The 22,627-nt window shown below is 73.5% G+C and carries 23 protein-coding genes and 1 pseudogene; 9 read left to right on the top strand and 15 right to left on the bottom strand.

Annotated elements, in window-relative coordinates:
- The first annotated feature begins 51 nt into the window (after window positions 1-51).
- Window positions 52-489, top strand: a complete 438-nt coding sequence (locus tag ACWZEH_RS01780; RefSeq protein ID WP_456195182.1) for a helix-turn-helix domain-containing protein — start codon at window positions 52-54, stop codon at window positions 487-489.
- Window positions 490-513: 24 nt separating this feature from the next.
- Here the strand turns inward: ACWZEH_RS01780 and ACWZEH_RS01775 are convergent, their stop codons facing one another.
- Window positions 514-1,116, bottom strand: coding sequence for a ClpP family protease (locus ACWZEH_RS01775; RefSeq protein ID WP_456200020.1), 603 nt, complete (start codon window positions 1,114-1,116; stop codon window positions 514-516).
- A gap of 2 nt (window positions 1,117-1,118) precedes the next feature.
- Window positions 1,119-1,820 carry an ATP-dependent Clp protease proteolytic subunit gene (locus ACWZEH_RS01770; protein ID WP_456195181.1) on the bottom strand — a complete coding sequence of 234 codons (702 nt, stop codon included), beginning with the start codon at window positions 1,818-1,820 and terminating at the stop codon, window positions 1,119-1,121.
- A gap of 268 nt (window positions 1,821-2,088) precedes the next feature.
- On the opposite strand from ACWZEH_RS01770, the gene ACWZEH_RS01765 reads away from it, so the two are divergent.
- On the top strand, window positions 2,089-2,571 hold the full coding sequence (locus ACWZEH_RS01765; protein WP_456195180.1) for a VOC family protein: 483 nt from the start codon (window positions 2,089-2,091) through the stop codon (window positions 2,569-2,571).
- A gap of 115 nt (window positions 2,572-2,686) precedes the next feature.
- On the opposite strand, the gene ACWZEH_RS01760 is transcribed toward ACWZEH_RS01765, so the two are convergent.
- Window positions 2,687-3,628, bottom strand: a complete 942-nt coding sequence (locus ACWZEH_RS01760; RefSeq protein ID WP_456195179.1) for an SGNH/GDSL hydrolase family protein — start codon at window positions 3,626-3,628, stop codon at window positions 2,687-2,689.
- Window positions 3,629-3,815: 187 nt separating this feature from the next.
- Here ACWZEH_RS01760 and ACWZEH_RS01755 point away from each other — a divergent pair, with 187 nt between their 5' ends.
- The 3 genes from ACWZEH_RS01755 (at window position 3,816) to ACWZEH_RS01745 (ending at window position 6,257) form a co-directional block, all read left to right on the top strand.
- Complete coding sequence (locus ACWZEH_RS01755) at window positions 3,816-4,526, top strand: ribonuclease H family protein (RefSeq protein ID WP_456195178.1); 711 nt, start codon at window positions 3,816-3,818, stop codon at window positions 4,524-4,526.
- A gap of 84 nt (window positions 4,527-4,610) precedes the next feature.
- Window positions 4,611-5,594 carry an aldo/keto reductase gene (locus tag ACWZEH_RS01750; protein WP_456195177.1) on the top strand — a complete coding sequence of 328 codons (984 nt, stop codon included), beginning with the start codon at window positions 4,611-4,613 and terminating at the stop codon, window positions 5,592-5,594.
- A 165-nt stretch (window positions 5,595-5,759) separates the two neighbouring features.
- Window positions 5,760-6,257, top strand: coding sequence for a DUF6328 family protein (locus ACWZEH_RS01745; RefSeq protein ID WP_456195176.1), 498 nt, complete (start codon window positions 5,760-5,762; stop codon window positions 6,255-6,257).
- 10 nt (window positions 6,258-6,267) lie between these two features.
- Here the strand turns inward: ACWZEH_RS01745 and ACWZEH_RS01740 are convergent, their stop codons facing one another.
- On the bottom strand, window positions 6,268-6,693 hold the full coding sequence (locus ACWZEH_RS01740; protein ID WP_456195175.1) for an SsgA family sporulation/cell division regulator: 426 nt from the start codon (window positions 6,691-6,693) through the stop codon (window positions 6,268-6,270).
- 173 nt (window positions 6,694-6,866) lie between these two features.
- Between ACWZEH_RS01740 and ACWZEH_RS01735 the strand changes: the two genes are divergently transcribed.
- Window positions 6,867-8,360 (top strand): serine hydrolase domain-containing protein, encoded by a 1,494-nt coding sequence (locus ACWZEH_RS01735; RefSeq protein ID WP_456195174.1) that lies wholly within the window; start codon window positions 6,867-6,869, stop codon window positions 8,358-8,360.
- Here the strand turns inward: ACWZEH_RS01735 and ACWZEH_RS01730 are convergent.
- The 5 genes from ACWZEH_RS01730 to ACWZEH_RS01710 all read right to left on the bottom strand — a co-directional run bounded on the left by ACWZEH_RS01730 (window position 8,319) and on the right by ACWZEH_RS01710 (window position 14,165).
- The gene (locus ACWZEH_RS01730; RefSeq protein WP_456195173.1) at window positions 8,319-9,986 is read right to left on the bottom strand and encodes a serine/threonine-protein kinase; all 1,668 of its coding nucleotides are present in this window, start codon (window positions 9,984-9,986) and stop codon (window positions 8,319-8,321) included. The genes ACWZEH_RS01735 and ACWZEH_RS01730 overlap by 42 nt on opposite strands.
- A gap of 216 nt (window positions 9,987-10,202) precedes the next feature.
- Window positions 10,203-11,162, bottom strand: a complete 960-nt coding sequence (locus ACWZEH_RS01725) for a threonine/serine dehydratase family protein (protein WP_456195172.1) — start codon at window positions 11,160-11,162, stop codon at window positions 10,203-10,205.
- Between the two features lie 152 nt (window positions 11,163-11,314).
- On the bottom strand, window positions 11,315-11,992 hold the full coding sequence (locus tag ACWZEH_RS01720) for an AIM24 family protein (RefSeq protein WP_456195171.1): 678 nt from the start codon (window positions 11,990-11,992) through the stop codon (window positions 11,315-11,317).
- Window positions 11,993-12,050: 58 nt separating this feature from the next.
- Complete coding sequence (locus ACWZEH_RS01715; protein WP_456195170.1) at window positions 12,051-13,388, bottom strand: CAP domain-containing protein; 1,338 nt, start codon at window positions 13,386-13,388, stop codon at window positions 12,051-12,053.
- Between the two features lie 510 nt (window positions 13,389-13,898).
- Entirely contained in the window at window positions 13,899-14,165 is a 267-nt protein-coding gene (locus ACWZEH_RS01710; protein ID WP_456195169.1) for a response regulator transcription factor, read from the bottom strand.
- A 160-nt stretch (window positions 14,166-14,325) separates the two neighbouring features.
- Here ACWZEH_RS01710 and ACWZEH_RS01705 point away from each other — a divergent pair, with 160 nt between their 5' ends.
- On the top strand, window positions 14,326-15,198 hold the full coding sequence (locus tag ACWZEH_RS01705; RefSeq protein WP_456195168.1) for a universal stress protein: 873 nt from the start codon (window positions 14,326-14,328) through the stop codon (window positions 15,196-15,198).
- A 115-nt stretch (window positions 15,199-15,313) separates the two neighbouring features.
- Here the strand turns inward: ACWZEH_RS01705 and ACWZEH_RS01700 are convergent, their stop codons facing one another.
- From ACWZEH_RS01700 to ACWZEH_RS01690, 3 genes and pseudogenes are all read right to left on the bottom strand, one after another.
- A complete protein-coding gene (locus ACWZEH_RS01700; protein ID WP_456195167.1) occupies window positions 15,314-16,549 on the bottom strand; it encodes a DUF4032 domain-containing protein in 1,236 nt (411 codons plus the stop codon).
- A 69-nt stretch (window positions 16,550-16,618) separates the two neighbouring features.
- Complete coding sequence (locus ACWZEH_RS01695; RefSeq protein ID WP_456195166.1) at window positions 16,619-17,365, bottom strand: MBL fold metallo-hydrolase; 747 nt, start codon at window positions 17,363-17,365, stop codon at window positions 16,619-16,621.
- Window positions 17,366-17,708: 343 nt separating this feature from the next.
- A pseudogene (locus ACWZEH_RS01690) lies at window positions 17,709-18,272 on the bottom strand (alpha-ketoglutarate-dependent dioxygenase AlkB family protein); the annotation flags it as partial.
- 240 nt (window positions 18,273-18,512) lie between these two features.
- On the opposite strand from ACWZEH_RS01690, the gene ACWZEH_RS01685 reads away from it, so the two are divergent.
- Together ACWZEH_RS01685 and ACWZEH_RS01680 are read left to right on the top strand one after the other, a co-directional pair.
- Entirely contained in the window at window positions 18,513-19,166 is a 654-nt protein-coding gene (locus ACWZEH_RS01685) for a TetR/AcrR family transcriptional regulator (RefSeq protein ID WP_456195165.1), read from the top strand.
- 16 nt (window positions 19,167-19,182) lie between these two features.
- Window positions 19,183-20,856 carry an FAD-binding dehydrogenase gene (locus tag ACWZEH_RS01680; protein ID WP_456195164.1) on the top strand — a complete coding sequence of 558 codons (1,674 nt, stop codon included), beginning with the start codon at window positions 19,183-19,185 and terminating at the stop codon, window positions 20,854-20,856.
- A gap of 28 nt (window positions 20,857-20,884) precedes the next feature.
- On the opposite strand, the gene ACWZEH_RS01675 is transcribed toward ACWZEH_RS01680, so the two are convergent.
- From ACWZEH_RS01675 to ACWZEH_RS01665, 3 genes are all read right to left on the bottom strand, one after another.
- Complete coding sequence (locus ACWZEH_RS01675) at window positions 20,885-21,235, bottom strand: DUF488 domain-containing protein (RefSeq protein WP_456195163.1); 351 nt, start codon at window positions 21,233-21,235, stop codon at window positions 20,885-20,887.
- Between the two features lie 74 nt (window positions 21,236-21,309).
- On the bottom strand, window positions 21,310-21,555 hold the full coding sequence (locus tag ACWZEH_RS01670) for a WhiB family transcriptional regulator (protein WP_456195162.1): 246 nt from the start codon (window positions 21,553-21,555) through the stop codon (window positions 21,310-21,312).
- A gap of 137 nt (window positions 21,556-21,692) precedes the next feature.
- Window positions 21,693-22,589, bottom strand: a complete 897-nt coding sequence (locus ACWZEH_RS01665) for a LysR family transcriptional regulator ArgP (protein WP_456195161.1) — start codon at window positions 22,587-22,589, stop codon at window positions 21,693-21,695.
- Window positions 22,590-22,627 lie beyond the last annotated feature (38 nt).

Below are 22,627 nucleotides of genomic sequence, written 5' to 3'. Positions count from 1 at the left end.
GGCGGAACGCCGCTCCCTTCCCCCGGGGCCGAGGATTCCTACGCTGGAGGGGTGAGCGAACAAGTGCCCCTCGACGCCCGTGTCATCCCTCTGCGACCCGCACCGGCGCGCCATGCGCCCACGCGCCGCGCCGCCGCCCCACCGGCTCCGGCGCCGGCCCCCGTCCCCGCCGCTCCCACTCCCAGAGAGCCGCTGTGGCGCGACCTGGTCGGCGACGTGCTGCGCCGGGAGCGGCTCGCCCAGGAGCGGACGCTGAAGGATGTCGCCGACACGGCCCGGATCTCCATGCCTTATCTGTCGGAGGTGGAGCGGGGACGCAAGGAGGCCTCGTCGGAGGTCCTCGCGGCCGCCGCCCAGGCCCTCGGCCTGGGCCTGGGCGACCTGCTGTCGCGGGCCCAGGACGAACTCGTCCGTGTCACCGGCCGGCGGGCTCCCGTGAGCCGGGGCACGACCCGCGCCTCTTACGACGGACTGTGCCTGGCCGCCTGACGCGACCGTGCCGGGGCCGGCGCCTCACCCACCCGCCAGGCGCCGGCTCAGCACCTCGTCGGCCAGGCCGTACGCCACGGCCTCCTGCGCGGTGAACACCTTGTCGCGGTCCATGTCCGCCCGCAGCGTCGCCACGTCGTGGCGCGTGTGCCGGGAGAGGACCTCCTCCACCTGGGCGCGGATCCGCAGCATCTCCTTGGCCTGGAGCGCCAGGTCGGAGACCGTGCCCCGCTGCCCGCCCGCGGCCGGCTGCCCGAGGAGCACCCGCGCGTGCTCCAGGACGAACCGGCGCCCCACGTCACCGGCGGCCAGCAGCACGGCCGCCGTGGACGCCGCCTGCCCGACGCAGTACGTCGAGATCGGCGCCTGGACGAACGTCATCGTGTCGTAGATCGCCATGAGCGAGGTGTACGAGCCGCCCGGGGAGTTGATGTAGACCGCGATCTCGTTCTCCGGGGCCGACGACTCCAGATGGAGAAGCTGCGCGATGACGACGCCCGCGACCCCGTCGTCGATCTCGGTGCCGAGGAAGATGATCCGCTCGGACAGCAGCCGGCTGAACACGTCGTAGGACCGCTCGCCCTGCGGGGTGCGCTCGACGACGTTCGGAATCGTGTACGTCCCCATCGTCACAGCCCCATCCTGCGTCGCGCCGCGGCGGGGCGGACGTCGTCGAGCGACTCCACCACCCGGTCCACCATTCCGTACTCCCTGGCCTCCTCGGCCGTGAACCAGCGGTCGCGGTCACCGTCCCGGGAGATGGTCTCCGCCGGCTGACCGGTGTGCTCGGCGGTGATCCGCTCGATCGTCCGCTTGGTGAACTCCAGGTTCTCCGCCTGGATCTCGATGTCGGCGGTGGTACCGCCGATCCCGGCGGACGGCTGGTGCATCATGATCCGCGCGTTGGGCAGGGCATACCGTTTGCCCGGCGCGCCCACGCTCAGCAGGAACTGGCCCATGCTGGCGGCGAACCCCATGGCGAGCGTCGAGACGTCGTTGGGGACCAGCCGCATCGTGTCGTAGATCGCCAGGCCGGCGTGCACGGACCCGCCGGGACTGTTGACGTACAGGCTGATGTCGGTGCGCGGGTCCTCCGCGGACAGGATCAGCAGCTGCGCGCACACCCGGTTGGCGGAGACCTCGTCGACCTGCGTCCCGAGCAGGACGATGCGCTGGGCGAGCAGCTGGGCGGCAAGATGGTCGTCGAACCGGGTCGGAGGGGTGTCGCCCTCCTCGGCCCGGGGCAGCGGGACCTGCGGCCGGCCGGCATGGAGCCCGGCCGCGAGGCCGGATGCGCGTCCGGTGGTGAGTCCGGTACTGAGTGGAGACATCGGCGCTCCCGTGGGTGTCGGTGTGGCTGTCCGGCGGTGCCCGTGGGTGCCCGGGCCGTTCACCGGTACGCGGCCGGTGCGACCGCGTGCCTCCACTCTTGACGGGAGACAGGGACCCACGGTGATTTCTCTGCCCGCGGCAGATTCGCCAAGGGCAGAGGCCTCCACCCGGCGCCGTGGTCCCGCAAGGGCTCCGCCGTCGCCGATGAGTTCCGGGGCCCGGACCGGTCGACACCGATGACCGCGTTCCACGCCCCGGGAGGCATCCATGACCACCGACGGATTCACCACGTGTCTCTGGTACGACGGCAGGGCCGAGGAGGCCGCGAACTTCTACGTGTCCGTGTTCAGGAACTCCGGTGTCGGCCGCACCCTCCGGTACACCGAGGCAGGCCCCGGGCCCGAGGGTTCCGTGCTCACCGTGGACTTCACGGCCAACGGCCAGCGGTTCGTCGCGCTGAACGGCGGGCCCGAGTTCAGGTTCACCGAGGCGATCTCCCTGCAGATCGACTGCGCCGACCAGGGCGAGGTCGACTTCTACTGGGACAAGCTCGTCGAGGGAGGCGGCGAGCACGGGCCCTGCGGCTGGCTCAAGGACCGGTTCGGCGTGTCCTGGCAGGTCGTTCCCACCCGGCTGACCGAGCTGATCGCCGACCCTGATCCCCGGAAGGCGGCCCGCGCGATGAAGGCCATGCTGGCGATGGGCAAGCTCGACATCGCCGCTCTGGAGAAGGCCTACGCGGGCGAGTGACCAAGAGGGCGCGGCAGGCGGGGCCGAGGGAGGGCCGCACCACGCCACGCTGCCCGGGCCCTTTGCCGGCCGTGTGCCGACGCCCCGTGTGCCGCCCGCCCGCTTGCCTGTCCCGTCAGCGGGCGCGGGCGTCCTCCCCGACCACCCGGGTGATCTCCCGCGCCATGCGCAGGATGCCGGGTGAGCGGACAGGGCAGGGCTTGGGTGTCGACGTCGTGGGCGCCAGACAGAAGTGCAGGTAGTCGTCGTCCCGGTGCAGGGCCGTGCGGCCACGGTCCCGCTGGGTGCAGTACTCGGGATGGGCCCGCTCGTAGGCGTTGCAGGGCAGGTACTGCGACCAGGTGTGGCGCGCCCCCGCCGGACTCACCGCCTTGCCCGCGTCCGCCAGGAGGCCGCCGTCGGCGGCGGCCCGCTTCTCGTAGAGCCCGTTCACCCGGCGGATTCGGTCGGGGGTGATCGGGTCGGGGCCCTGCAACACCCATACGATGCGCGGCGGCCGGGCCGCACCGGCCGCGGTGATCTGCTCGGTGAGGCGCCGTGCGCCGGCCGCGTACCGCTCGAGGTACCGCTCGCGGGAGGAGTCGTAGGTGACCCCGTCCATGCAGGGGGTGTAGTCCCAGGCGTTGCCCCAGAACTGCAGCACCACGTAGTCCGGGCGCAGCGAACGCACCAGCGCCGCCGCCTTGTCCGCCGCCGGGACCAGGGAGCGCTCGGCCGTACCCTCCAGGTAGTCGCACAGGGTGGTGCCCGAGTAGGGCGCGCTCGTGTAGTGCGCGCGTAACTCCCCGCGCAGCTCCCGCCCGAGGACCTCCTGGTTCTCCATCGCGAGCGAGTCGCCGAGGTACAGCACGGCGGGTGGCTTCCCGGCGGATCCGGTACCGGGCGACGACGTGGCACCGGGGGCGGGGGTCCCGGAGGAAGCCGCGTCCAAAGAGGCCGCAGCACGCTGGTGCGTGGTGGCCGATTCCCCGGGGGCGGCCGGCTCGGACGACGGATCCCCGCACGCACCGAGCAGCACGGCGGCCAGCACCACCCCCACGACCCACGGCTTGCGCATGCGTGACCCCCACCCCGCCCGGCCGGAACGGCACCCCAGGCAAGCACAGCCCGGCCCGGAGGGGAAGACACGTTTCAGGATGGGGCGTTCACCGGGCCCCGGCCGGTTCGGCGCGCGGGCCCGGGCACGGGTGACGAGCGTGGGGCAAGGACCGGCCACGCTGCCGGGCCGCCCGTACGGCCATGGCATGATCGGGTGCATGCGTGAACGTGTTGTGGCCGCGTGCGACGGGGCCTCCAAGGGCAACCCCGGACCAGCCGCCTGGGCCTGGGTGATCGCCGACGCCTCCGAGACCCCGGTCCGCTGGCAGGCGGGCGCGCTCGGCAGAGCCACCAACAACGTCGCCGAGCTCACCGCGTTGGAGAGACTGCTGGCGGCCACCGACCCCGACGTGCCGCTCGAGGTCCGGATGGACTCGCAGTACGCGATGAAGGCCGTCACCACCTGGCTGCCCGGCTGGAAGCGCAACGGCTGGCGGACGGCGGCCGGCAAGCCGGTCGCCAACCAGGAACTGGTCGTCGGCATCGACGAACTCCTGCAGGGCCGCTCGGTCGAGTTCCGCTACGTCCCCGCCCACCAGGCCGACGGCGACCGCCTCAACGACTTCGCCGACCGCGCCGCCAGCCAGGCGGCCGTCGTCCAGCAGGACGCGGGCAGCGCCGCGGGCTCGCCCGAGCCGCCGCCCTCCCCGGACACCCCGCCGGCCGGCGCCGCCAAGCGCAGGTCCTTTGGGGCGAAGACGTCCTCCCGGCCGCGCGGCGGCTCCTCGAATCGCACGATCAAGGCGAAGTTCCCGGGCCGCTGCCCGTGCGGCCGGTCCTACGCGGCCGGCGAGCCCATCGCCAAGAACGACAGCGGCTGGGGCCACCCCGAGTGCCGCACGGCCGAGAGCGCCTGAGCACGGACCGGCCGGCCGAACGCCTCACCGGTCCGAGGCGTGCCTGCGTGCCGAACCGGTCGTGACGGGTGGCAGACTGAGGCCATGGACGAGCGCACATTCGACAGGTCGGGTCAGCACGCCTCCGTGATCGGTCTCGGCACCTGGCAACTCGGGGCGGACTGGGGAGATGTCGACGACAAGCAGGCCCTCGCGGTCCTGGAGGCCGCCGCCGAGTCAGGGGTCACCTTCTTCGACACCGCCGATGTGTACGGGGACGGGCGCAGCGAGCAGACCATCGCGTCGTTCCTGAGCGGACGGCCCGACCTGCACGTACTGGTCGCCACCAAGATGGGCCGCCGGGTCGACCAGATCCCGGAGAACTACGTCCTGGACAACTTCCGCGCGTGGAACGACCGCTCGCGCCGCAACCTCGGCGTCGACCGCGTCGACCTGGTTCAGCTGCACTGCCCGCCGACCCCCGTCTACTCCACCGACGAGGTCTTCGACGCTCTCGACACCCTGGTCGCCGAGGAGCGGATCGCCGCGTACGGGGTCAGCGTGGAGACCTGCGCGGAGGCGCTGACCGCGATCGCCCGGCCGAACGTGGCGAGCGTGCAGATCATTCTCAACCCGTTCCGCATGAAGCCGCTGCGCGAGGTGCTCCCGGCGGCCCGCGCGGCGGGCGTCGGCGTCATCGCCCGCGTCCCGCTCGCCTCCGGCCTGCTGTCCGGCAAGTACACCAAGGACACCGTCTTCCCCGAGAACGACCACCGCACCTTCAACCGGCACGGTGAGTCCTTCGACCAGGGCGAGACGTTCTCCGGCGTCGACTACACGACCGGCGTCGAGTCCGCCGCCGAGTTCGCCGCGCTCGCCCCCGAGGGATGCACCCCGGCCCAGCTCGCCCTGCGCTGGATCGTTCAGCAGCCCGGAGTCACCACCGTCATCCCCGGCGCCCGCTCGCCCGAGCAGGCCCGCGCCAACGCGCACGCCGCCCGGCTCCCGGAGCTGTCCGAGCAGACGCTCGCCGCGATCGACGACCTGTACGAGCGGCGGGTCAAGGAGCAGGTGGAGGGCCGCTGGTGAGGCACCGCCCCGGCAGCCCGGCGGTGAAGGGCCGGGCGGACGCCTGCCGGTGACGGAGCCGGCAAAAGCCCGCTCACACGTGACTGCCAGGCGGTGAAAGCCCCGGACGGTGGGCACCCGAGGGCGAGACGGACCGAGGTCGGTCCTCACCCCAGGAGGCGCACCGTGCCACACACGCAGCAGGGTGAGAGCGGCCGCAGAGGCCGCGACGAGACCGAGGAGGAGCGCGCGGACCGGATGTGGCAGGAACTCATCCAGGAAGTCCGCGTCGCCCAGATGGGCGTCCAGATCCTCTTCGGATTCCTGCTGACCGTCGTGTTCACCCCCACGTATGCCGAACTGTCCGACGCCAACCAGAAGATCTACATCGTCACGGTCGTCCTCGGGGCCTGCGCCACCGGTGCGCTCATCGGGCCCGTCTCCCTGCACCGGCTCGTGTCCGGGCGGCGGGTCAAACCGCAGGCGGTGCGATGGGCGTCCCGGCTGACCATGCTCGGCCTTCTCCTGCTGCTCGCCACCACCACCGCCTCCCTGCTGCTCATCCTGCGGGTCGCCACCGACGACGGCTTCGTCCCGTACCTGGTCGCCGGAGTGGTCGCCTGGTACCTGCTGTGCTGGTTCGCGCTTCCGATGTGGACCCGGCGCCGGCACACGGCACCGTGACCAACGTTGTTCAGTGGCCCGCCAGGACCTCCGTGAGGAAGTCGTCGAGGCGGGTCTCCTCATTGCCGGGCGGGACCGAGCGGAAGGTGTCGCACAGGAAGTCCCCGACCGTGCCGGCCCACGCGAACACCACCGCGCGGTGCCGGCTGCCGTCGGCGTGGGTCTCACCGAGGAACTCCATCCGCAGCTCCCGCTCCACCCCTCTCGACTCCGGGCGCAGCCGTACGTCACCGGCCCCGACCGGCCGGGTGAGGCCGTCGGCGAGCATCCCGCGGTCGAGCCGCCAGCGTGCCAGGACCCGGCCGTCGTGGCTGAAGGCGAGCGTGACGGCGAACGGGTCGGCGGGGTCGTAGCTCAGGTGCGTGAGCACGGGAAAGCGGTCCGTGACGCCCGTTTGGAGCTCCATCACCAAGGTCTTGTGCACTGTCGTGTTCATGGGAAGCCTCCTGGTCGTACCGGCACAGGGACCTCTCCTACCCCGAAGGAGCGGACATGCTCAGCCGTCCGGGGGACTGATCCGCATCCCGGTGCCGGCCCGCCGAACGGTCCCCGCCCGCCACCGCCCGCCGACGGTGCATCGAGTCCGGGCGGCAGGGCAGGAGCCACCCCATGACTGCTCACCCACTGCCCACCGGCACCCCCGCCGCGCTGGGCGTCGACGCCTCCGGTGTCCACGCCTTCCTCGATGCCCTCGGCGACGCCCCGGACATCGAGCCGCACAGCCTGATGATCCTGCGCCGCGGCCGGCAGGCCGCCGCCGGCTGGTGGGCGCCGTACACCCCCGAGCGGCCGCACCTGCTCTACTCGCTCAGCAAGAGCTTCACCGCCACCGCCGCCGCTCTCGCCGAGGCCGAAGGGCTGATCGACTTCGACGCCCCGGTGATCTCGTACTTCCCGGAGTTCGAAGCGGACATCACCGATCCGCGCAGCCGGTCGATGCTGGTCCGGCACATCGCGTCGATGGCGAGCGGCCACGAGAGCGACACCATCGACGTGGCCTACGCGGCCGACCCCGCCGAGCCGGTACGCGGGTTTCTGCTCCAGCCGCCCGACCACGACCCCGGTACGGTCTTCGCGTACAACCAGCTCTGCACGTACACGCTCGCCGCGATCGTGCAGCGGAGGACGGGACAGCGGCTGACCGACTGGCTGCGGCCCCGTCTGCTGGACCCGCTCGGCATCGGCGAGACGCTGTGGCAGCGCGACCGCACCGGTCGTGAGCTGGGCTTCAGCGGGCTGCACGCCACCACCGACGCGATCGCCCGGCTCGGCCTGCTGTACCTCGACGACGGGGTGTGGGACGGCAAGCGGCTCCTGCCCGAGGGGTGGGTCGCCAGGGCCTCGCGGCCGCGCATACCGACCGTCGGCGCCATGGGGGAGACCGGCCGGCCGGACTGGGACCGGGGCTACGGCTTCCAGTTCTGGACGTCCCGGCACGGGTTCCGGAGCGACGGGGCGTACGGCCAGTTCTGCCTCGTGCTGCCCGAACACGACGCCGTGATCGCCACGACGGCGGCGACCGAGCGGATGCAGCAGTACCTGGACCTGGTCTGGCGGCATCTCGTACCGGCCTTCCACCCCGGCCCGCTCACCGGACGGGACGCCGAGGACCGGGCCCTCGGCGAGCGTCTCGCCCGGCTCGCCCTGCCACCGGCCGCAGGGGGCCCGGTGCCGCCGGTCGGGGCGTGGGACCGGGCCACCGCGCGCCTCACCCCGTACGGCGGGACCTGCGCGGACCAGCCGACGCTGACCGCCGCCGAGGTGGCGAAGGACGCCGGGGGCGGCTGGACGCTGAGCCTCGTGGACGACGGTCACCGCCTCGACCTGCCGTTCGGCGGCACGGGGTGGGCGGTCTCGGAGCAGCCCGGCCCGATCGCGGTGAGCGGCGGCTGGGCCGACGACGGTACCCTCGCCGTGGACGTGGCGTTCCTGGAGACCCCGCACCGCCTCCGGGTCACGTGCTCCCTCACGGAGGGGACCTTCACGGCCCACTGGCGCACCCGCCCGCTGCGTCAGCTGCCCCCGCCCCTGCGCCGGCTGCGCGCACCGCGCGGTTCCGGATCAGCCAAAGGACGGCCGGAAGGTCCGCAGGAACGTCCGTAGGGCCTCCCGGTTCGCGGGGTCCTCCCAGTCGGCGGCCGGGGTCGTCCAGCGCAGCGAGAAGCCGCGTCCGCCGCCCAGCAGGAACCCGCGGCCGAAGGTGCGTACCCGGGAGCCGTCATCCGTCGAGAGCCACTCCATGTCGGCGGCCTCGCGCCCCTGGTACGTGGTCGCGCGGATCGCGCCGATCCGCTCGTAGCCGGCCGTCCGTTCCAGGGGAGGCTCCACGTCGTTGCGCCACACGGCCACCGGGTCGCTCCCCACCCGCTCGCTGTAGGTGACCGCGAGGGTGCGGGCGCCGTCGTCCGTGCCGAAGGTGATGCGGTAGGCGAGGTCAAAGACGCGAGAGGTGTCCACGCGCCCGAAGTCCCCGGGAAGCGCGACGGAGAAGCCCTCCGGCGCCCGCAGGACGCGATAACCGGGCGGGAGATCACCCGCCCCCGGGGGCACCGGGGTGGCCGGGGCCGGCGGGGGAGTCGCGGTGGCGGACGGCGCGGGCGTCCTTCGGCCGCCCGGGTCACCGGACGCCCCGGGTGTCCGGGGCACGTTCGACGGGGCGGCCGGGGCGGCCGGAGCGGCGGCGGAGGCGGGCGGCGCGCTCGGGGTGCCGGTGGCGGACTCGGAGCCGGGCAGCCCCTGGGTGGCCGCGGTGAGCACGGCGACCGCGACGGTGACCACGGCCAGGGTGGTGCCGAGGACCGCCGTCCGTCTGCCTCCGTCGCGGCCGAGGCCTCTGAGGAGGGTGGGGTACGCACGGCGCAGCCGGGGGCGGTTCGGTACGGCAGCAGGAACCGGGCCGGGGTTCTCCGCGAGAACACGGCCGAGTGCCTCGCGGACCACCTGCCGGGTCAGCCGTTCCACCGGGTCCTTGCGCAGCAGCCCCTGGACGACCTGGGTGAGCGGTCCCGCGCGCAGGGGCGCGCGCAACGGCAGCCGGTCCACCCCCCTCAGCGTGGCCTCCGGCCGCCCCCGGTCACGGAAGGGCGGGCGCCCCTCGACCATCGTGTGGAGGAGCGCGCCCAGCGCCCACAGGTCCGCCTCGGGACCGGTGTCCTCGCCGCGGGCCTGCTCCGGCGCCGCGTACGACGGCGCCGTGAGCCGCTGGGCCGGGCCGGTGCCCGTCAGGCCGAACCCGGTGACCACGACCGGACCGGTGTCCCGAACGAACACCTGGCCGGGGCCGAGTTCGCCGTGCGTCACGCCGGCGCCGTGCGCGGCGTCCAGCACGTCGAGCAGCTCCAGCCCGATGCGCGCGGCCCGGACGAGGGGGAACGAGCCGCGCTCGGCCAGGAGTTCGCCGAGGGGAGTGCCGTCGACCCAGGCGGCGGCGGTCCACAGGAAGCCGCTCTCGTCGACGGAGTCGAGGACGGCGGCGATCCGGCCGGGGCACAGCCGTGCCACCGTTTCGGTCGTACGCAGGACACGGGAGGGGAGGCGGGCGCGGGAGGGGGCGCGGGGCCCGCCCTCGCCCGGATCCCCGGGCAGCGCGACCTGCGTGACCAGGCAGGGGCGGCCCGTCGTGAGGTCGTCGGCGTACCAGCTGACGTGGTGGGTCTGGCGGTGGATGATCTCGACCAGCCGGTACCGTCCGGCGACCGGCTGATGTGTGGAGACGTGCGTCCTGCCCATGGTCATCCCTCGTCGAAGCCGCTGCTTCCCGCCTTTCCCAGTGGTACGCGGGACCGCACGGCCTCCGTTCAAGGGGCGGCGCCCGAATCCCGGCTCCGGCGCATTACTGTCCTTCGGTCAAACTCCGGGTGCGTCCCGGAGTCCGGCCTCGAGCCCGGTTCCACGCCGGGGGAGGGGCGGACAGGACGTCACGCCCGGGCGTCACGGCCCGAAGGCTCAGCGCAGCCCGAAGCGGGCCGCCCAAGTGATCATGTCGCCGGTGGTCGCGTTGCCTCCGCACACCACCAGCCCGATCCTGGCCCCCTCGCCGACCCGCTCCAGCACCCGCCGCGCGGCAGGCAGCAGAGCGCCCGCGGCCGGCTCGGTCCACACCTTGGCATGATCCGCCAGGTCGAGCGAACCCCGCACGGCCTCCCGGTCGGGTACCACCAGCACCTCGGTGACCAGCGCCGAGACATGTTCGTACGTCAACTGCGACACCGTCGGGGCGCTGAGCGTGGAGACGATCGACGACAGCCCGACCGGCACCGGTCCGCCCGCCGCGAGCGCTTCGGACATCGCCTGGGCGCCCTCGGTCTCCACACCCCAGATCCGGACCCCGGGCCGCCGCTCCCGCAGTGCCGCCGCCACACCGGAGATCAGCCCGCCGCCCCCGATGCTCACCAGGACGTCGGTGAGGTCACCGGCGTCGTCGGCGAACTCCAGTCCCACCGTGCCCTGTCCGGCGACCACCACCGGGTCGTCGAAGGGGTGGACGAGGGTCAGCCCCTCCTGCTGGAGCCGCGTCATCAGTGCGAACGCGCCGTCCATGTCGTCGGTCAGCCGCACCGACGCGCCTGCGCTCTCCGCGACCTCCACGGCCCGCGCGGGCGCCGACCGCGGCATCACCACCGTGGCCTTGACGTCGAGGGCGGCGGCCATGACCGCGACGGCGATCCCGTGATTGCCGCCGCTCACCGCCACGACCCCGGCGGCCCGCTCGGCCTCGCTCAGCGACAGCAGCTTCGCCACCGCGCCGCGGGCCTTGAACGAGCCGGTGCGCTGCAACAGTTCCAGCTTCGCCGTGACCGGGGCGCCCAACAGCGCCGACAGTCCGGGGCTCGGCACCGTCGGCGTCCGTACCACGTGCCCGGCGATCCGCCCTGCCGCGGCCTCGATCTCCGGCATCCCGATCACCACAACCACCCTCCCTGGCACGGGGGACATGATCCGCGCCGAGACGAACCCTGACCCGGCCGGACCACCGGGGTCAACACGGTTCGCCCGACGGGGCGCGCATCGCGGGCGCGGCCGCACCGGAAGCCGGAACGGGGTTCCGGCGATGGCCCTCAGTGCTGCTGTGCCTTCGCCGGCGTGGCCTCGCTGGGCCGCACGATGACGTACCCCTCGCCCTGCAGCACCAGTTGCACCGCCTCGCCCGAGCCGCCGCGCAGCATCGAACCGAGCGACTGCGAACGGTGCAGGGTGGTCGACAGGCCCGCCGTCCAGCCGACGATCGCGTCCGTGTCGACGTGGACCGGGTACTGCGGGGACACCGGGAGGACCAGTGGGTCGCCCTCGCACACCAGACCCAGCAGGCCGTGCCCCGTGAAGACGCTGTTGAACAGGCCACCACCGGTGATACCGGCGCCCTTCACGGTCGCGATGCGGTACGACAGCGTGGAGTCGAAGCACAGGACGTTGCGGCCGTTGACGGTGAACTCGTCGCCGGGGTCGACCTGGACGATGAAGCAGTTCTGCGCCTCGTGCGCGAACCAGGCCTCGCCCTGCCCCCGCACCGCCATCAGCGGCAGCCCCTCGCCGGTCACCGCGCGCTTGAGCATGCCGCCCACACCCTGGCCCTTGCGCTCGAACTGGAGCCCGCCGCGGTAGGCGATCATCGCGCCCTGCCGGGCGTGCATCTCACCGTTGACCACGTAGCGGATGCATTTGGCGTTCTCGACCGTCATGCCCGGGGCCGAGGCGGGCTGCACCATGTGCCGGCTGGAAAACAGATCACCCTTCATGCAGGCATCCTCACCCGGAGGGACCCCGTCCGCCAAGATCCGGTGCCGCCTTTGCGTTCTATGCCCCGAAGAGCTGGGTCCAGTACGTGCCGGCGCGCCCGCCGCCCGCGAAGCCGACGCCGATGTGGGTGAAGGCGGGTTTGAGGATGTTGGCACGGTGCCCTGGGCTGTTCATCCACCCCTCCACCACCTCGGCGGCCGAGCGCTGGCCGCAGGCTATGTTCTCGCCGATGGTCCGGCGCGCGGAGCCCGCGGCGGCGGCCCGGTCCCAGGGGCGGCTGCCGCCGGGAGCGGTGTGCGAGTAGAAGTCGCGGGCCACCATGTCGGCGCTGTGCGCCTGCGCGGCCGTGACGAGCAGCGAGTCGACGGCCAGTGGCGGCAGCCCGGCCCGGGCGCGCTCCCGGTTGGTGCGGTCGACGACGTCCGTCACCGTCCGGGCCAGGCCGGCCGGGGTGAGCGGGACCGCCCACAGCGCCGTCCAGTAGACGTCACCGGCGGGGCCGCCGCCCGCGTACGCCAGACCCGCGTGGGCGAAGGCGGGGCCGTGCAGGGTGCGCCGGGAGCGCTCGTTGCGCAGACAGTGGGCGACGAACCCGGCGGGGGTGCGCGGACCGGACACCAGGTGTTCGCCGACGGTGAGATACGTGTATCCGGCGGCGGCGACCCGCTGGTGGACGGAGACACCGTCCCGGCTCTCGACGGCGAGGTGCCGCTGTGCCGCCATGGCCTCGGCATGGGCGCGGGCCGCCGACATCAGCCGCGCGTCGAGCACGACCGGTGGTGAACCCGCCTCGGCCCGAGCGGAGTTGACCGGACCGAGGAAGCCCGCCGGATCGGGGACGGCCGGCGGCGCCGGGGCGGCCGGAAACCTGGTCGCTCCGGCCGCCCCGGAGACCCCGCCCGCCCCCGTCTCCTCCTCGTCGAGCACGTCGACGCCGAAGTCCCGGGCCAGGCCGGCCAGTCCGTCGGCGTATCCCTGGCCGAGGGCCCGCAGCTTCCAGCCCTCGCCGCGCCGGTAGATCTCCGTGAGGAGCAGCACCGACTCCTGCCGGGGCCGCACCGGTGAGAACCGGGCGAGGGAGTGCCCGCCGGCGTCGGTGACCTGGAGGACGGGCGGGGGCAGGTCGCTCAGCGAGGTGGCGGGGTCGGCGGCACTGACGGCCACCGTGACCCGGACGGCGCCGGGCCGCAGGGCGCGCGGATCGACGGTGAGCGTGTCGCCGTGCAGGAGGGCGCCGGGGGCGGAGGGCTGGTTGAAGAAGACGAAGTCGGCGTCGTCCCGGACCTTTCCGCCGTCGTCCGTGATCAGCGCGGACACGTCGTAGGGGCCCGGCACCCGGACGGCCACCGGGCCGCCCGGAAGGGCGAGATTGCCGCCGGGGACCAGCTCGCTCATCGCACCGCCCTGCTGTCGTCAGCCGTCAGGAGCCCGTCGTCGTCACGGACCGGTGGGGGTGTCCGGACAACGGCCGGCGACGGGCGCGGGTTCCCGGGGAGGGCAGCCGGGCGAGGCCGGCTGCCCCTTGCGCAGAAGGCGGACTCCAGTGTGCGCAGCATCGTGCTCGTCACCGGGGCGTTGTCCGAGGCGCTGGCGAGCGCGGTGAGGCTGCGACCGCCGTCCTTCGAGGCGAATGCGTGGGCGCGGTAGCCCCGGACGGCACCGGTGTGCACGTACACGGACACACCGCACGACAGATGCGCGTCGTCGTCGCTGAGACCGTGGGGCTGTTCTCTCCCGCTTCCGCCGGCCGCCCGTCACCTGACTGCCGGCAGCGCGCAGTTGCCCGGCGTGCCGGGCGGCCGGGCATCACCGATCGGCACGGTATCGCTGTGATATCCGTTCAAAACGGTTGTTCGGGTGGGTGAGGTGAGTGTCGGGGACGGGCAGCCGGCCCGACGCCGCCGCTCAGCCCGAAACCGCGGACTCCGGGGCGGGCAGACCCTTGCGGTGGGCGGCCGTCACCGTCTCGGTACGGCTCCGCGCGCCCGGCCTGGCGGGGATGCCGGAGACACGGACGCTCGCCGTCCTGCAGCTGAGGAACAGCCCCTCGCCGATCCGACGGCTGCCGCGGCCCCGCGGGAGCAGCCGCAGCAGCTCCCGCTCCCGTGCGGTGAGCGGCGCGGCCGCGCGCTCACCCCCTGCCGGTGCCTCCGTCGGCCCGGCGCGGTTCACCCGGCGGCCGGTCCACCGTACGTTCGGCCGAGGCGGCGCGTCCGGCGAGGGCGACGCCCGGACAGCCCTCAAAGAGAGCACGCAGAACCAGGCCGACGTCATGGAGACGGGTTGAGGAAGACTGGACCGTGCGTAGTGGACACGACACAGGAGGAACCGCATGACACGCCCGATCACGGCAGGGGTCGACGGAACCGGGGAGAGTCTCGCCGGACTGGCCTGGGCGGCGAGGGAAGCGGTCCGCCGGGGGCGGCCGTTGCGGGTGGTGCACGCCTGGCGCTTCCAGACGCACGAGACGCTCGACGCCGGCGACGCCGGCACCCAGGAGCGGTGGGTGCGTGAGGCGGTGACCGAGTCGGTCCGCCAGGCCACCGAAAGGCACTCCGGGCTCGCGGTGACCACCGACGTCCTGGAAGGGGACGCCGTCGAGGCTCTGACCGGGGCCGCCGCGGACGCCGAGATGCTGGTGCTCGGCTCCCGCGGGCACGGGCGGATCATGGGCTTTCTGGTCGGCTCGGTCGGTCAGCAGGTGATCGTCGAGGCCCGGCGGCCGGTGGTGTTCGTACGGGCCCGGGAGACGACGTCCGGCGAGGTGGCCGGGCGGGAGGTCGTCGTCGGCCAGCAGGGCGACCCGAAGGACAGCGCGGCCGCGCTGGAATTCGCCTTCGAGGCCGCCGCCGAGAGGGGTGCCACCCTGCGGGCCGTGCGGGCCTGGGCCCTGCCGCCGATGTTCGCCTACAGCTCCGACACGCTGCGGCTCATGGATGAGGCGGGGGGCCTGGAGCCGTACGAGCAGAAGTCCCTGTCGGACGCCCTCGCACCGCTGCGCGAGCGCTACCCGCAGGTGCGCGTCGTCGAGCACGTGGAGATGGGCAGTGCCGGGCAGGTGCTGCTGTCGGTGTCCGGCACCGCCCAGCTGTTGGTCGTCGGCCGTCGTGCGCGCCGCAGCGCCGTCGGCGCCCGGATCGGCTCGGTCGCCCACGGCGTCCTGCACCACGCGGACTGCCCGGTGGCGGTGGTGCCGCACGACTGACCCGGCCCGCTCCGGCCGCACCGGTCCTCCCCGGCCGCCGGGGCCCGGCGCGGCCGCCACCGCGGGCGGGGCCCTCCGGTCGCCACCGTCTGCCCGGTTCGGCCACCCGCCCGGCTCAGTCGGTCGTCGGCCGCAGTGTCCCCCGGGCCCTGGGCAGGATGTTCCTGATGTAGTCCTCGACCACGGTGTCGAGACCGATGTCGTGCTGGGCCCGCTCGGACAGGTACCAGCGGTGCTCGAGGAGTTCGTGGTAGATCTCGGCCGCGTCCATCGGACCGCGGAGTCCGGGCGGCACGGCACGCACGGTCGGGCGGAACACCTCCCGCACCCAGCGGTGGGCCAGGACCTCCGGGCGGGCGCCGGGCAGGCCGCCGTCGGGGGTGTAGTCGTCCTGGGTGGCCATCCAGCTCTCCAGGTCGTTCAGCAGCCGCCTGGCCTGGTTCTCCTCGGCGTCCAGCCCGGTCAGGCGCAGCAACTGGCGCTGGTGGTGCCCGGCGTCGACGACCTTCGGCACGAAGGTGACCGTGTCGCCGTTGGAGGCGTGCTCGATCTGCATCTCGGCCACGTCGAAACCCAGGTCGTTCAGGCGGCGGATCCGGCGCTCGATGTAGTGGTACTTGCCCGCCGGGTAGACGGAGGTGCGGGTCAGCTCGCGCCAGAGGTCCTCGTAGCGGGCGCAGATCCCGGTGCCGAACTCGACGGGGTCCACGGACGGGTGCAGCGCCCCGGAGGCCTCCAGGTCGAGCAGCTCGCCGCTGATGTTCACGCGGGCGAGGTCCAGGTCGTACGCGCGCTGGCCGGGGCTCAGTTCCGGGTGCAGTTCACCGGTCTCGGCGTCCACCAGATAGGCGGCGTAGGCGCCCGCGTCCCGCCGGAACAGCGTGTTGGACAGCGAGCAGTCGCCCCACGCGAACCCGGCGAGATGCAGCCGCACCAGGAGCACGGCGAGCGCGTCCATCAGCCGGTGCATGGTCGCCGGGCGCAGCGTCGTCTCGAACATCGACCGGTACGGCATCGACCCGCCGAGGTGCCGGGTGATCAGCACGCTCTCCAGGGGCTCTCCGTCCGTGCCCGCGCGGCCGGTGACCACGGCGAGCGGGTCCACCGCGGGGATGCCGATCCGGTCCAGGTCACGCAGCAGCTCGTACTCGCGCAGCGCGGGCCGCCGGGCGAGTTCCTTGACGGCGATCACCTCGTCACCGGCGCGGGCGTAGCGCACCACGTGCCGGGAGATGCCGCGCGGCAGCGGTACCAGGTACCGCTCGGGCCACTCCTGGAGCGGCAGATGCCAGGGCAGTTCCAGCAGGAGCGCGGGATGCTCCGGGTTGGTCGCGCTGATCTGCAGGGCCATGGCTCGGGTGTCCTCGTTTCATGGGCGGCCGTCTCCGGTGTGATCGTCACGCCGGTGGTCGTCCCCAGCCTATTGTGCGCGTTCGCGGGCCAGCTCCGCCGCGTCCTTCAGGGGCCCCCGGTGCGCGGGGCCGTGCCCGGGCAGTGTCAGGTCGCCCTCCAGCCCGGCCAGGATGTCCAGCGACTCGACGGCGGCGGCCCGCTCGTGGTGGAACATGCGGGGCAGCAGCTGCGGTCCGTCGATCCGGGAGGTCGGGTGGGCACTCACCAGGGCGTCGCCGGACACCACCGCCCCGATGCCCGGGAGATGGAAGACGCAGTGCCCCTCGGTGTGGCCGGGCGTGTGTACGGGGACCGGCCGGCCGGGCAGGTCCAGCGGGCCGGACCGCGGAAACGGCTCGGGCGCGGCGACCGGCACGTGCGCCGTGCCGCCGGAGCGCACCACGTGCAGTGCCCAGGGCAGCACACCCGGCCGCCAGCTGTTGCGCAGCACCTGCCCGATGGTCACCTGGTGCAGGAAGTCCCGGCGGGCGTGGGGGACTTCGGCCTCGTGCGTGTACACGGGCGTGCCGTGCGTGGCCCGTAGGTACTCGGCGGAGCCCAAGTGGTCCGTGTGGGCGTGGGTGATGAGGACGGCCGCGACCGACTCCGGTGAACTGCCGACCTCCACAAGGGAGGCGAGGAGCTGTCCGCGGTCGCCCGGGTACCCGGTGTCGATCAGTGTGACGGCGTCCCCCTCCTGGATGATCACCCAGTTGGTGTTCGAGCCGTGCACCAGGTGAGTGCCGTCGGCCACCTGCCGTACCTCTGCGCGCATGACCGTCCCGAGTCCGTCGTTCCTGTCGGAGCCATCAGGAAAGCAGATCGGGACGTCGTCGGAGGGTGCGGTTTTGGTCGTGTCGCAGCCGGTACGGGCCGGGCCGGGGGTGCGGTGCGCATCCCGAGCAGGAAGCGCGTCGCCAGGGTCGTGCGCACTCCGGACCCGTGGACGGCGAGAACGACGACCGGTGAGGCGGCGGCGGTCGCGGTCTCCTTGACGGCCGTCGGCACGGACCGGCCGACCGCTCCGTGGGCGAAGGCGACCACGTTCGGCTGGTGCGGCACGTACGAGGGCGGCGCGGCAAGCGGCCCGGCGTCGGCCGGTGGTCCGGCGTCCGTGCTCAGGGCGCACGCACAGTCAGGGCGGGCGGTCGGTTCACGCCGTGCGGGCGGAACCGGACGCTGACGCGCGGGCCGGCCGCACGGGCGCTCCTGGGGACGCAGCGCTCCCCGGCGCGCTGACAGGAGCCGCCCGTGACGATCAGGTCGCCGTGGCCCAGGGGGCGGCGCACCGCGGGGCCGCCCGCCGGGCGCGGCAGCAGATCGCGGGGCGCGCCCACGGACAGGACCGGCCACCATCGTGTCCTCGCGTGCGGCGCCCCGTCCGACCCGGTCGCCGTGCCGGGCGACACCGTCCCGGCCGTCGCGGTGGTGGCACAGCCCGGCCGCGGCGAACGGCTCGCCCGGCTCGTCGCCCAGCGCGCGCTCGGCGCATCGCGTGCCCCGACCAGGGCCGGATGCGGCAGCGGGTCGCCCGCGCGGTGGTACGACACCAGCCGGGGCACGTCGACGACCTGGTCGTACACGGTGCGCCGCCCCGCCCGCCAGGGCGCCTCCGCGGCCAGATGGGCGTGGAGCGCGTCCGATCCGCCGAGCCGTCCCGGCAGTACGTCGATCCGGGCGCCGAACTCCGGTTCGCAGCGGTGGGTTTCGGCCGGTGGACCCGGGGCCGGGGAGGGGCGGTGCGGGGAGCGCCGCGTGCTCGTGCAAGCGGCGCAACTTCTATTCGAGCAAAGGTTCTATCAAATGACGGAGGACTCCGGGAAGCTCGCGAGGTTTCCGGGGTCCGGGAAGTTCCCGTCCCCCGAGGCCTATGGATACGTTCGCGTATCGGATACGTTCATGTATCGAACGGAGGTGGCCGGATGGCCGTGGACGGCAGCAGCGGGCGTGTTGCCGGGCGGGTGACCGGGCGCCGCGTCCGCACGCGCGCCAACCTCCTCCGGGCGGCGTTCGCCGTGTTCGCGGCCAAGGGCTTCGGGCACGTCTCCATCGAGGAGGTCTGCGAGGCCGCCGGATACAGCAGGGGGGCCTTCTACTCGAACTTCGCCACCCTGGACGAGCTGTTCTTCGCCCTGTACGCGGAGCGTGCCGAGCTCATCGCCGAGCAGGTCTTTGGAGCCCTCGCCGGCGGCGGGCCCGACCTCGACGTGCCCGCCGCCGTGGACCGCGTCGCCGAGGTGCTGCTGCTCGACCGGGACTGGCTGCTGGTGAAGACCGACTTCCTGGTGCGCGCCGCCCGCGACCCGGAGGTCTCCCGCACCCTGCTGGAACACCGCGCCCGGCTGCGCCGGGCCGTCGCCGACCACCTGGGCCGGGCCCGCGGCCACACCGAACTGCCCGCCGTCCTCGGCACCGCCGACGGCGCCGCGCACGCCGTGGTCGCCGCGTACGACGGAGTCACCACCCAACTGCTGCTGGACGGGGACGTCGAGCACGCCCGCACCTGGCTCAAGCAACTACTGACCGCGCTGCTCACCGACGGCAGCGCCGAACCGGCCGCGCACCGGCGCGGATGAGGAAGGGAAGGTCGCCATGGACGCCGACGTCATCGTCGTCGGAGCGGGTCTCGCGGGCCTGGTCGCGGCCCACGAACTGACCAGCCGGGGCCGCAGGGTCGCCCTCGTCGACCAGGAGAACGCCGCCAACCTCGGCGGGCAGGCATTCTGGTCCTTCGGCGGGCTGTTCCTCGTCGGCTCCCCGGAGCAGCGGCGCCTCGGCGTCAAGGACTCCTTCGACCTCGCCTGGAGCGACTGGCAGGGCAGCGCCGGATTCGACCGGCTCGAGGACGAGGACACCTGGGCGGTGCGCTGGGCGCGGGCCTACGTCGAGTGGGCGGCGGGGGAGAAGCGGTCCTGGCTGACCGGGCACGGCATCTCGTTCCTGCCCACCGTCGGCTGGGCCGAACGCGGTGACCTCCGCGCGGACGGGCACGGCAACAGCGTGCCTCGCTTCCACATCGCATGGGGCACCGGTACCGGCGTCGTCGAACCCTTCGTCCGTCACGCCCGGCAGGCCTCGCGCGAGGGACTGCTCACCTTCCACCACCGGCACCGGGTCGACGAACTGGTCGTCCGGGACGGCGCCGCGAGCGGAGTGCGGGGCGCCGTCCTGGCCCCGGACGACGCCCCGCGCGGCGTCGCCTCCAACCGCGAGGCGGTCGGTGACTTCGAACTCACCGCCCAGGCCGTGATCGTCACCAGCGGCGGTATAGGCGCCGACCACGACATCGTGCGCCGTCACTGGCCCGAGCGGCTCGGCACCCCGCCCCGCGAGATGGTCACCGGGGTCCCCGCCCACGTGGACGGGCGGATGCTCGGCATCAGCGAGCGCGCGGGCGCGCGCCTGGTCAACCGGGACCGGATGTGGCACTACACCGAGGGCGTGCGGAACTGGGACCCGGTCTGGCAAGGTCACGGCATCCGCATCCTGCCCGGACCGTCCTCGATGTGGTTCGACGCGCTCGGCCGCCGGCTGCCCGAGCCCTGCTTCCCCGGGTACGACACCCTGGGCACGCTCAGGCACCTGCGCACCACCGAGGACATCGCCGGATACGACCACTCCTGGTTCGTCCTCACCCAGAAGATCATCGAAAAGGAGTTCGCTCTGTCGGGCTCCGAGCAGAATCCCGACATCACCGCCAAGGACCGGGCCGGGTTCCTGCGTGAACGTGTGCTCGGCAGGGGCGCCCCCGGCCCGGTCGACGCCTTCCTGCGCGAGGGCGCGGACTTCGTGTCCGCCCCGGCCCTGGAGCAACTCGTCGACCGGATGAACGCCCTCACCGACGAGCCGCTCCTCGACGCGTCCGCCGTCCGGCGCCAGATCGAGGCCCGCGACCGCCAGCTCGGCCACACCTTCGGCAAGGACGCCCAGGTACAGGGCATCCGCAGCGCCCGCCGCTACATCGGCGACCGCCTCGGCCGCGTGGCCGCCCCGCACCGCATCCTCGACCCCGCGGCCGGCCCGCTGATCGGCGTCAAGCTGCACATCCTCACCCGCAAGACCCTCGGCGGCATCCAGACCGACCTCGAATCCCGCGCGCTGGACGGCGGGGGCAGCCCGATCGAAGGGCTGTACGCGGCGGGCGAGGTCGCGGGATTCGGCGGCGGAGGCGTCCACGGCTACAACGCCCTGGAGGGCACCTTCCTCGGCGGCTGCCTCTTCTCGGGCCGTGCGGCAGGCCGGGCGGCGGCGCGGCAGACGGCGTAGCCGGCGGGTGCCGGAGGCGTCTGCCGTGTCAGTCGTCGAGGAGGCGGGCCAGCACCTCGGCGTGGCTGGTCTCCGGCTCCCTGGCCGCGGTCAGCAGCGTCACCCTGCCCTGCGTGGCCAGCTCCCGTACATGGTCGAGGAGTCCGGCCGCCTCGGGAGCGGTGAGTTCCTTCTCGTAGCGCCCGCGGAACTCCTCGTACGGCCGCTCGCCCGTGTGGTACCAGCGGCGCAGGTCCGTGGACGGGGTCAGCCCCTTGGGCCACTCGTCCACACGGGCCAGGTCCTTCGCCAGGCCACGCGGCCACAGCCGGTCGACCAGGACACGGGTCCCGTCGTCCGGCTCGGGCGGTTCGTAGACACGGCGCACACGTACGCTCATGATCAGCCCCTTTCCTTCCCGCACTCTCGCGAGCCCGGCGCCGCCCACCGGGCCGGGCACGAAGTGGGCCTGCCTCAGGCGTGTCGCGCCTTCAGACGGCGCTTCAGCGCGCGCCGCTCCGTCTCGCTCGTACCGCCCCACACACCGAGGGACTGCCCCGACTCCATCGCCCAGTCGAGGCACTGCTGCTGGACGGGGCAGCGTCGGCACACCGCCTTCGCCTGCTCCGTCTGGAAAAGGGCCGGGCCGGAGGTCCCGATCGGGAAGAAGAGGTCGGGATCCTCGTCCCGGCAGGCCGCGCGGGTCCGCCAGTCGTCCATGGAAAACCACCTGTGATCGGAGTGGATACGCACCCTTCGGATGCCTGCTCCGTTACGGGTCACCTGTCGGCGCCGGATGAAACGGGGTCGCCGGTGTCGTGCGTCACCGCGGCCGCGCCCGGCCGGCCGACGCCTCCTCAACTCCGCAGCGCCGTGGCCGCAGTTGCCGCCACCGACTCGGCCACCGCCGCCAGGGCGGGGGAGTCCAGCTTCCACTGCTGCCAGTACAGGGGTGTGTCGGTCGCGCGGCCCGGGGCGAAGACGGTGAGCCGGCCGGTCCGCAGCAGGGGATCGGCCTGCTTCTCGGGGACCATGCCCCAGCCCAGGCCCGCGGCCACCGCTTCGACGAACCCCTCCGAGGTCGGCACGAGGTGCCGGCCCGTGCTCGCCCCGGTGCGGCCGCGGGTGAGCCGGCGTACGAAGGCGTCCTGGAAGTCGTCCCGCCGGTCGAAGGTCACCACCGGTGCCCGCGGCAGCGTCTCCTCCAGCGGCCCGGCGAGATACCGCGCGGCGAACTCCGGTTCGGCCGCGGGGAGATAGCGCATCCGCCCCAGCATCCGTACGGAGCAGCCCGGCACCGCGTCCGGCGACGAGGTCACCGCGGCCATCACCGCACCCTCGCGGAGCAGCGCGGCGGTGTGGGCCTCGTCCTCGCGGCGCAGCTCGAAGCAGAGACGCAGCTCGTCCGGGACGCGGGTGAGGGCTCCGAGGAACCAGGTCGCCAGCGAGTCCGCGTTCACCGCCACCGACACCCGGGTCGGCTCTCCGGCCGAACTCAGTCCCAGCTCCGCGTACGCGTCCCGCTCCAGCCGGGCCACCTGGCGGGCCAGCCGCACCAGCACCTCGCCCGACTCGGTCGGCCGCACCGGCCGGGTCCGCAGCAGCAGCACCCGCCCCGTGCGCTGCTCCAGTGCCTTCACCCGCTGGCTGACCGCGGAGGGTGTCACATGCAGGGCCTCCGCCGCCGCGTCGAAGGTGCCCTCGTCCACCACGGCCAGCAGGGTCCGCACCTGGTCCAAGGGTAGTTCGTCCATCACATCGGCTAAGGGTACGTAAGAATCATTAGCTGTAC

Source organism: Streptomyces yamdrokensis, assembly GCF_053890455.1.
This window is presented reverse-complemented; position numbering and strand designations above follow the sequence as displayed.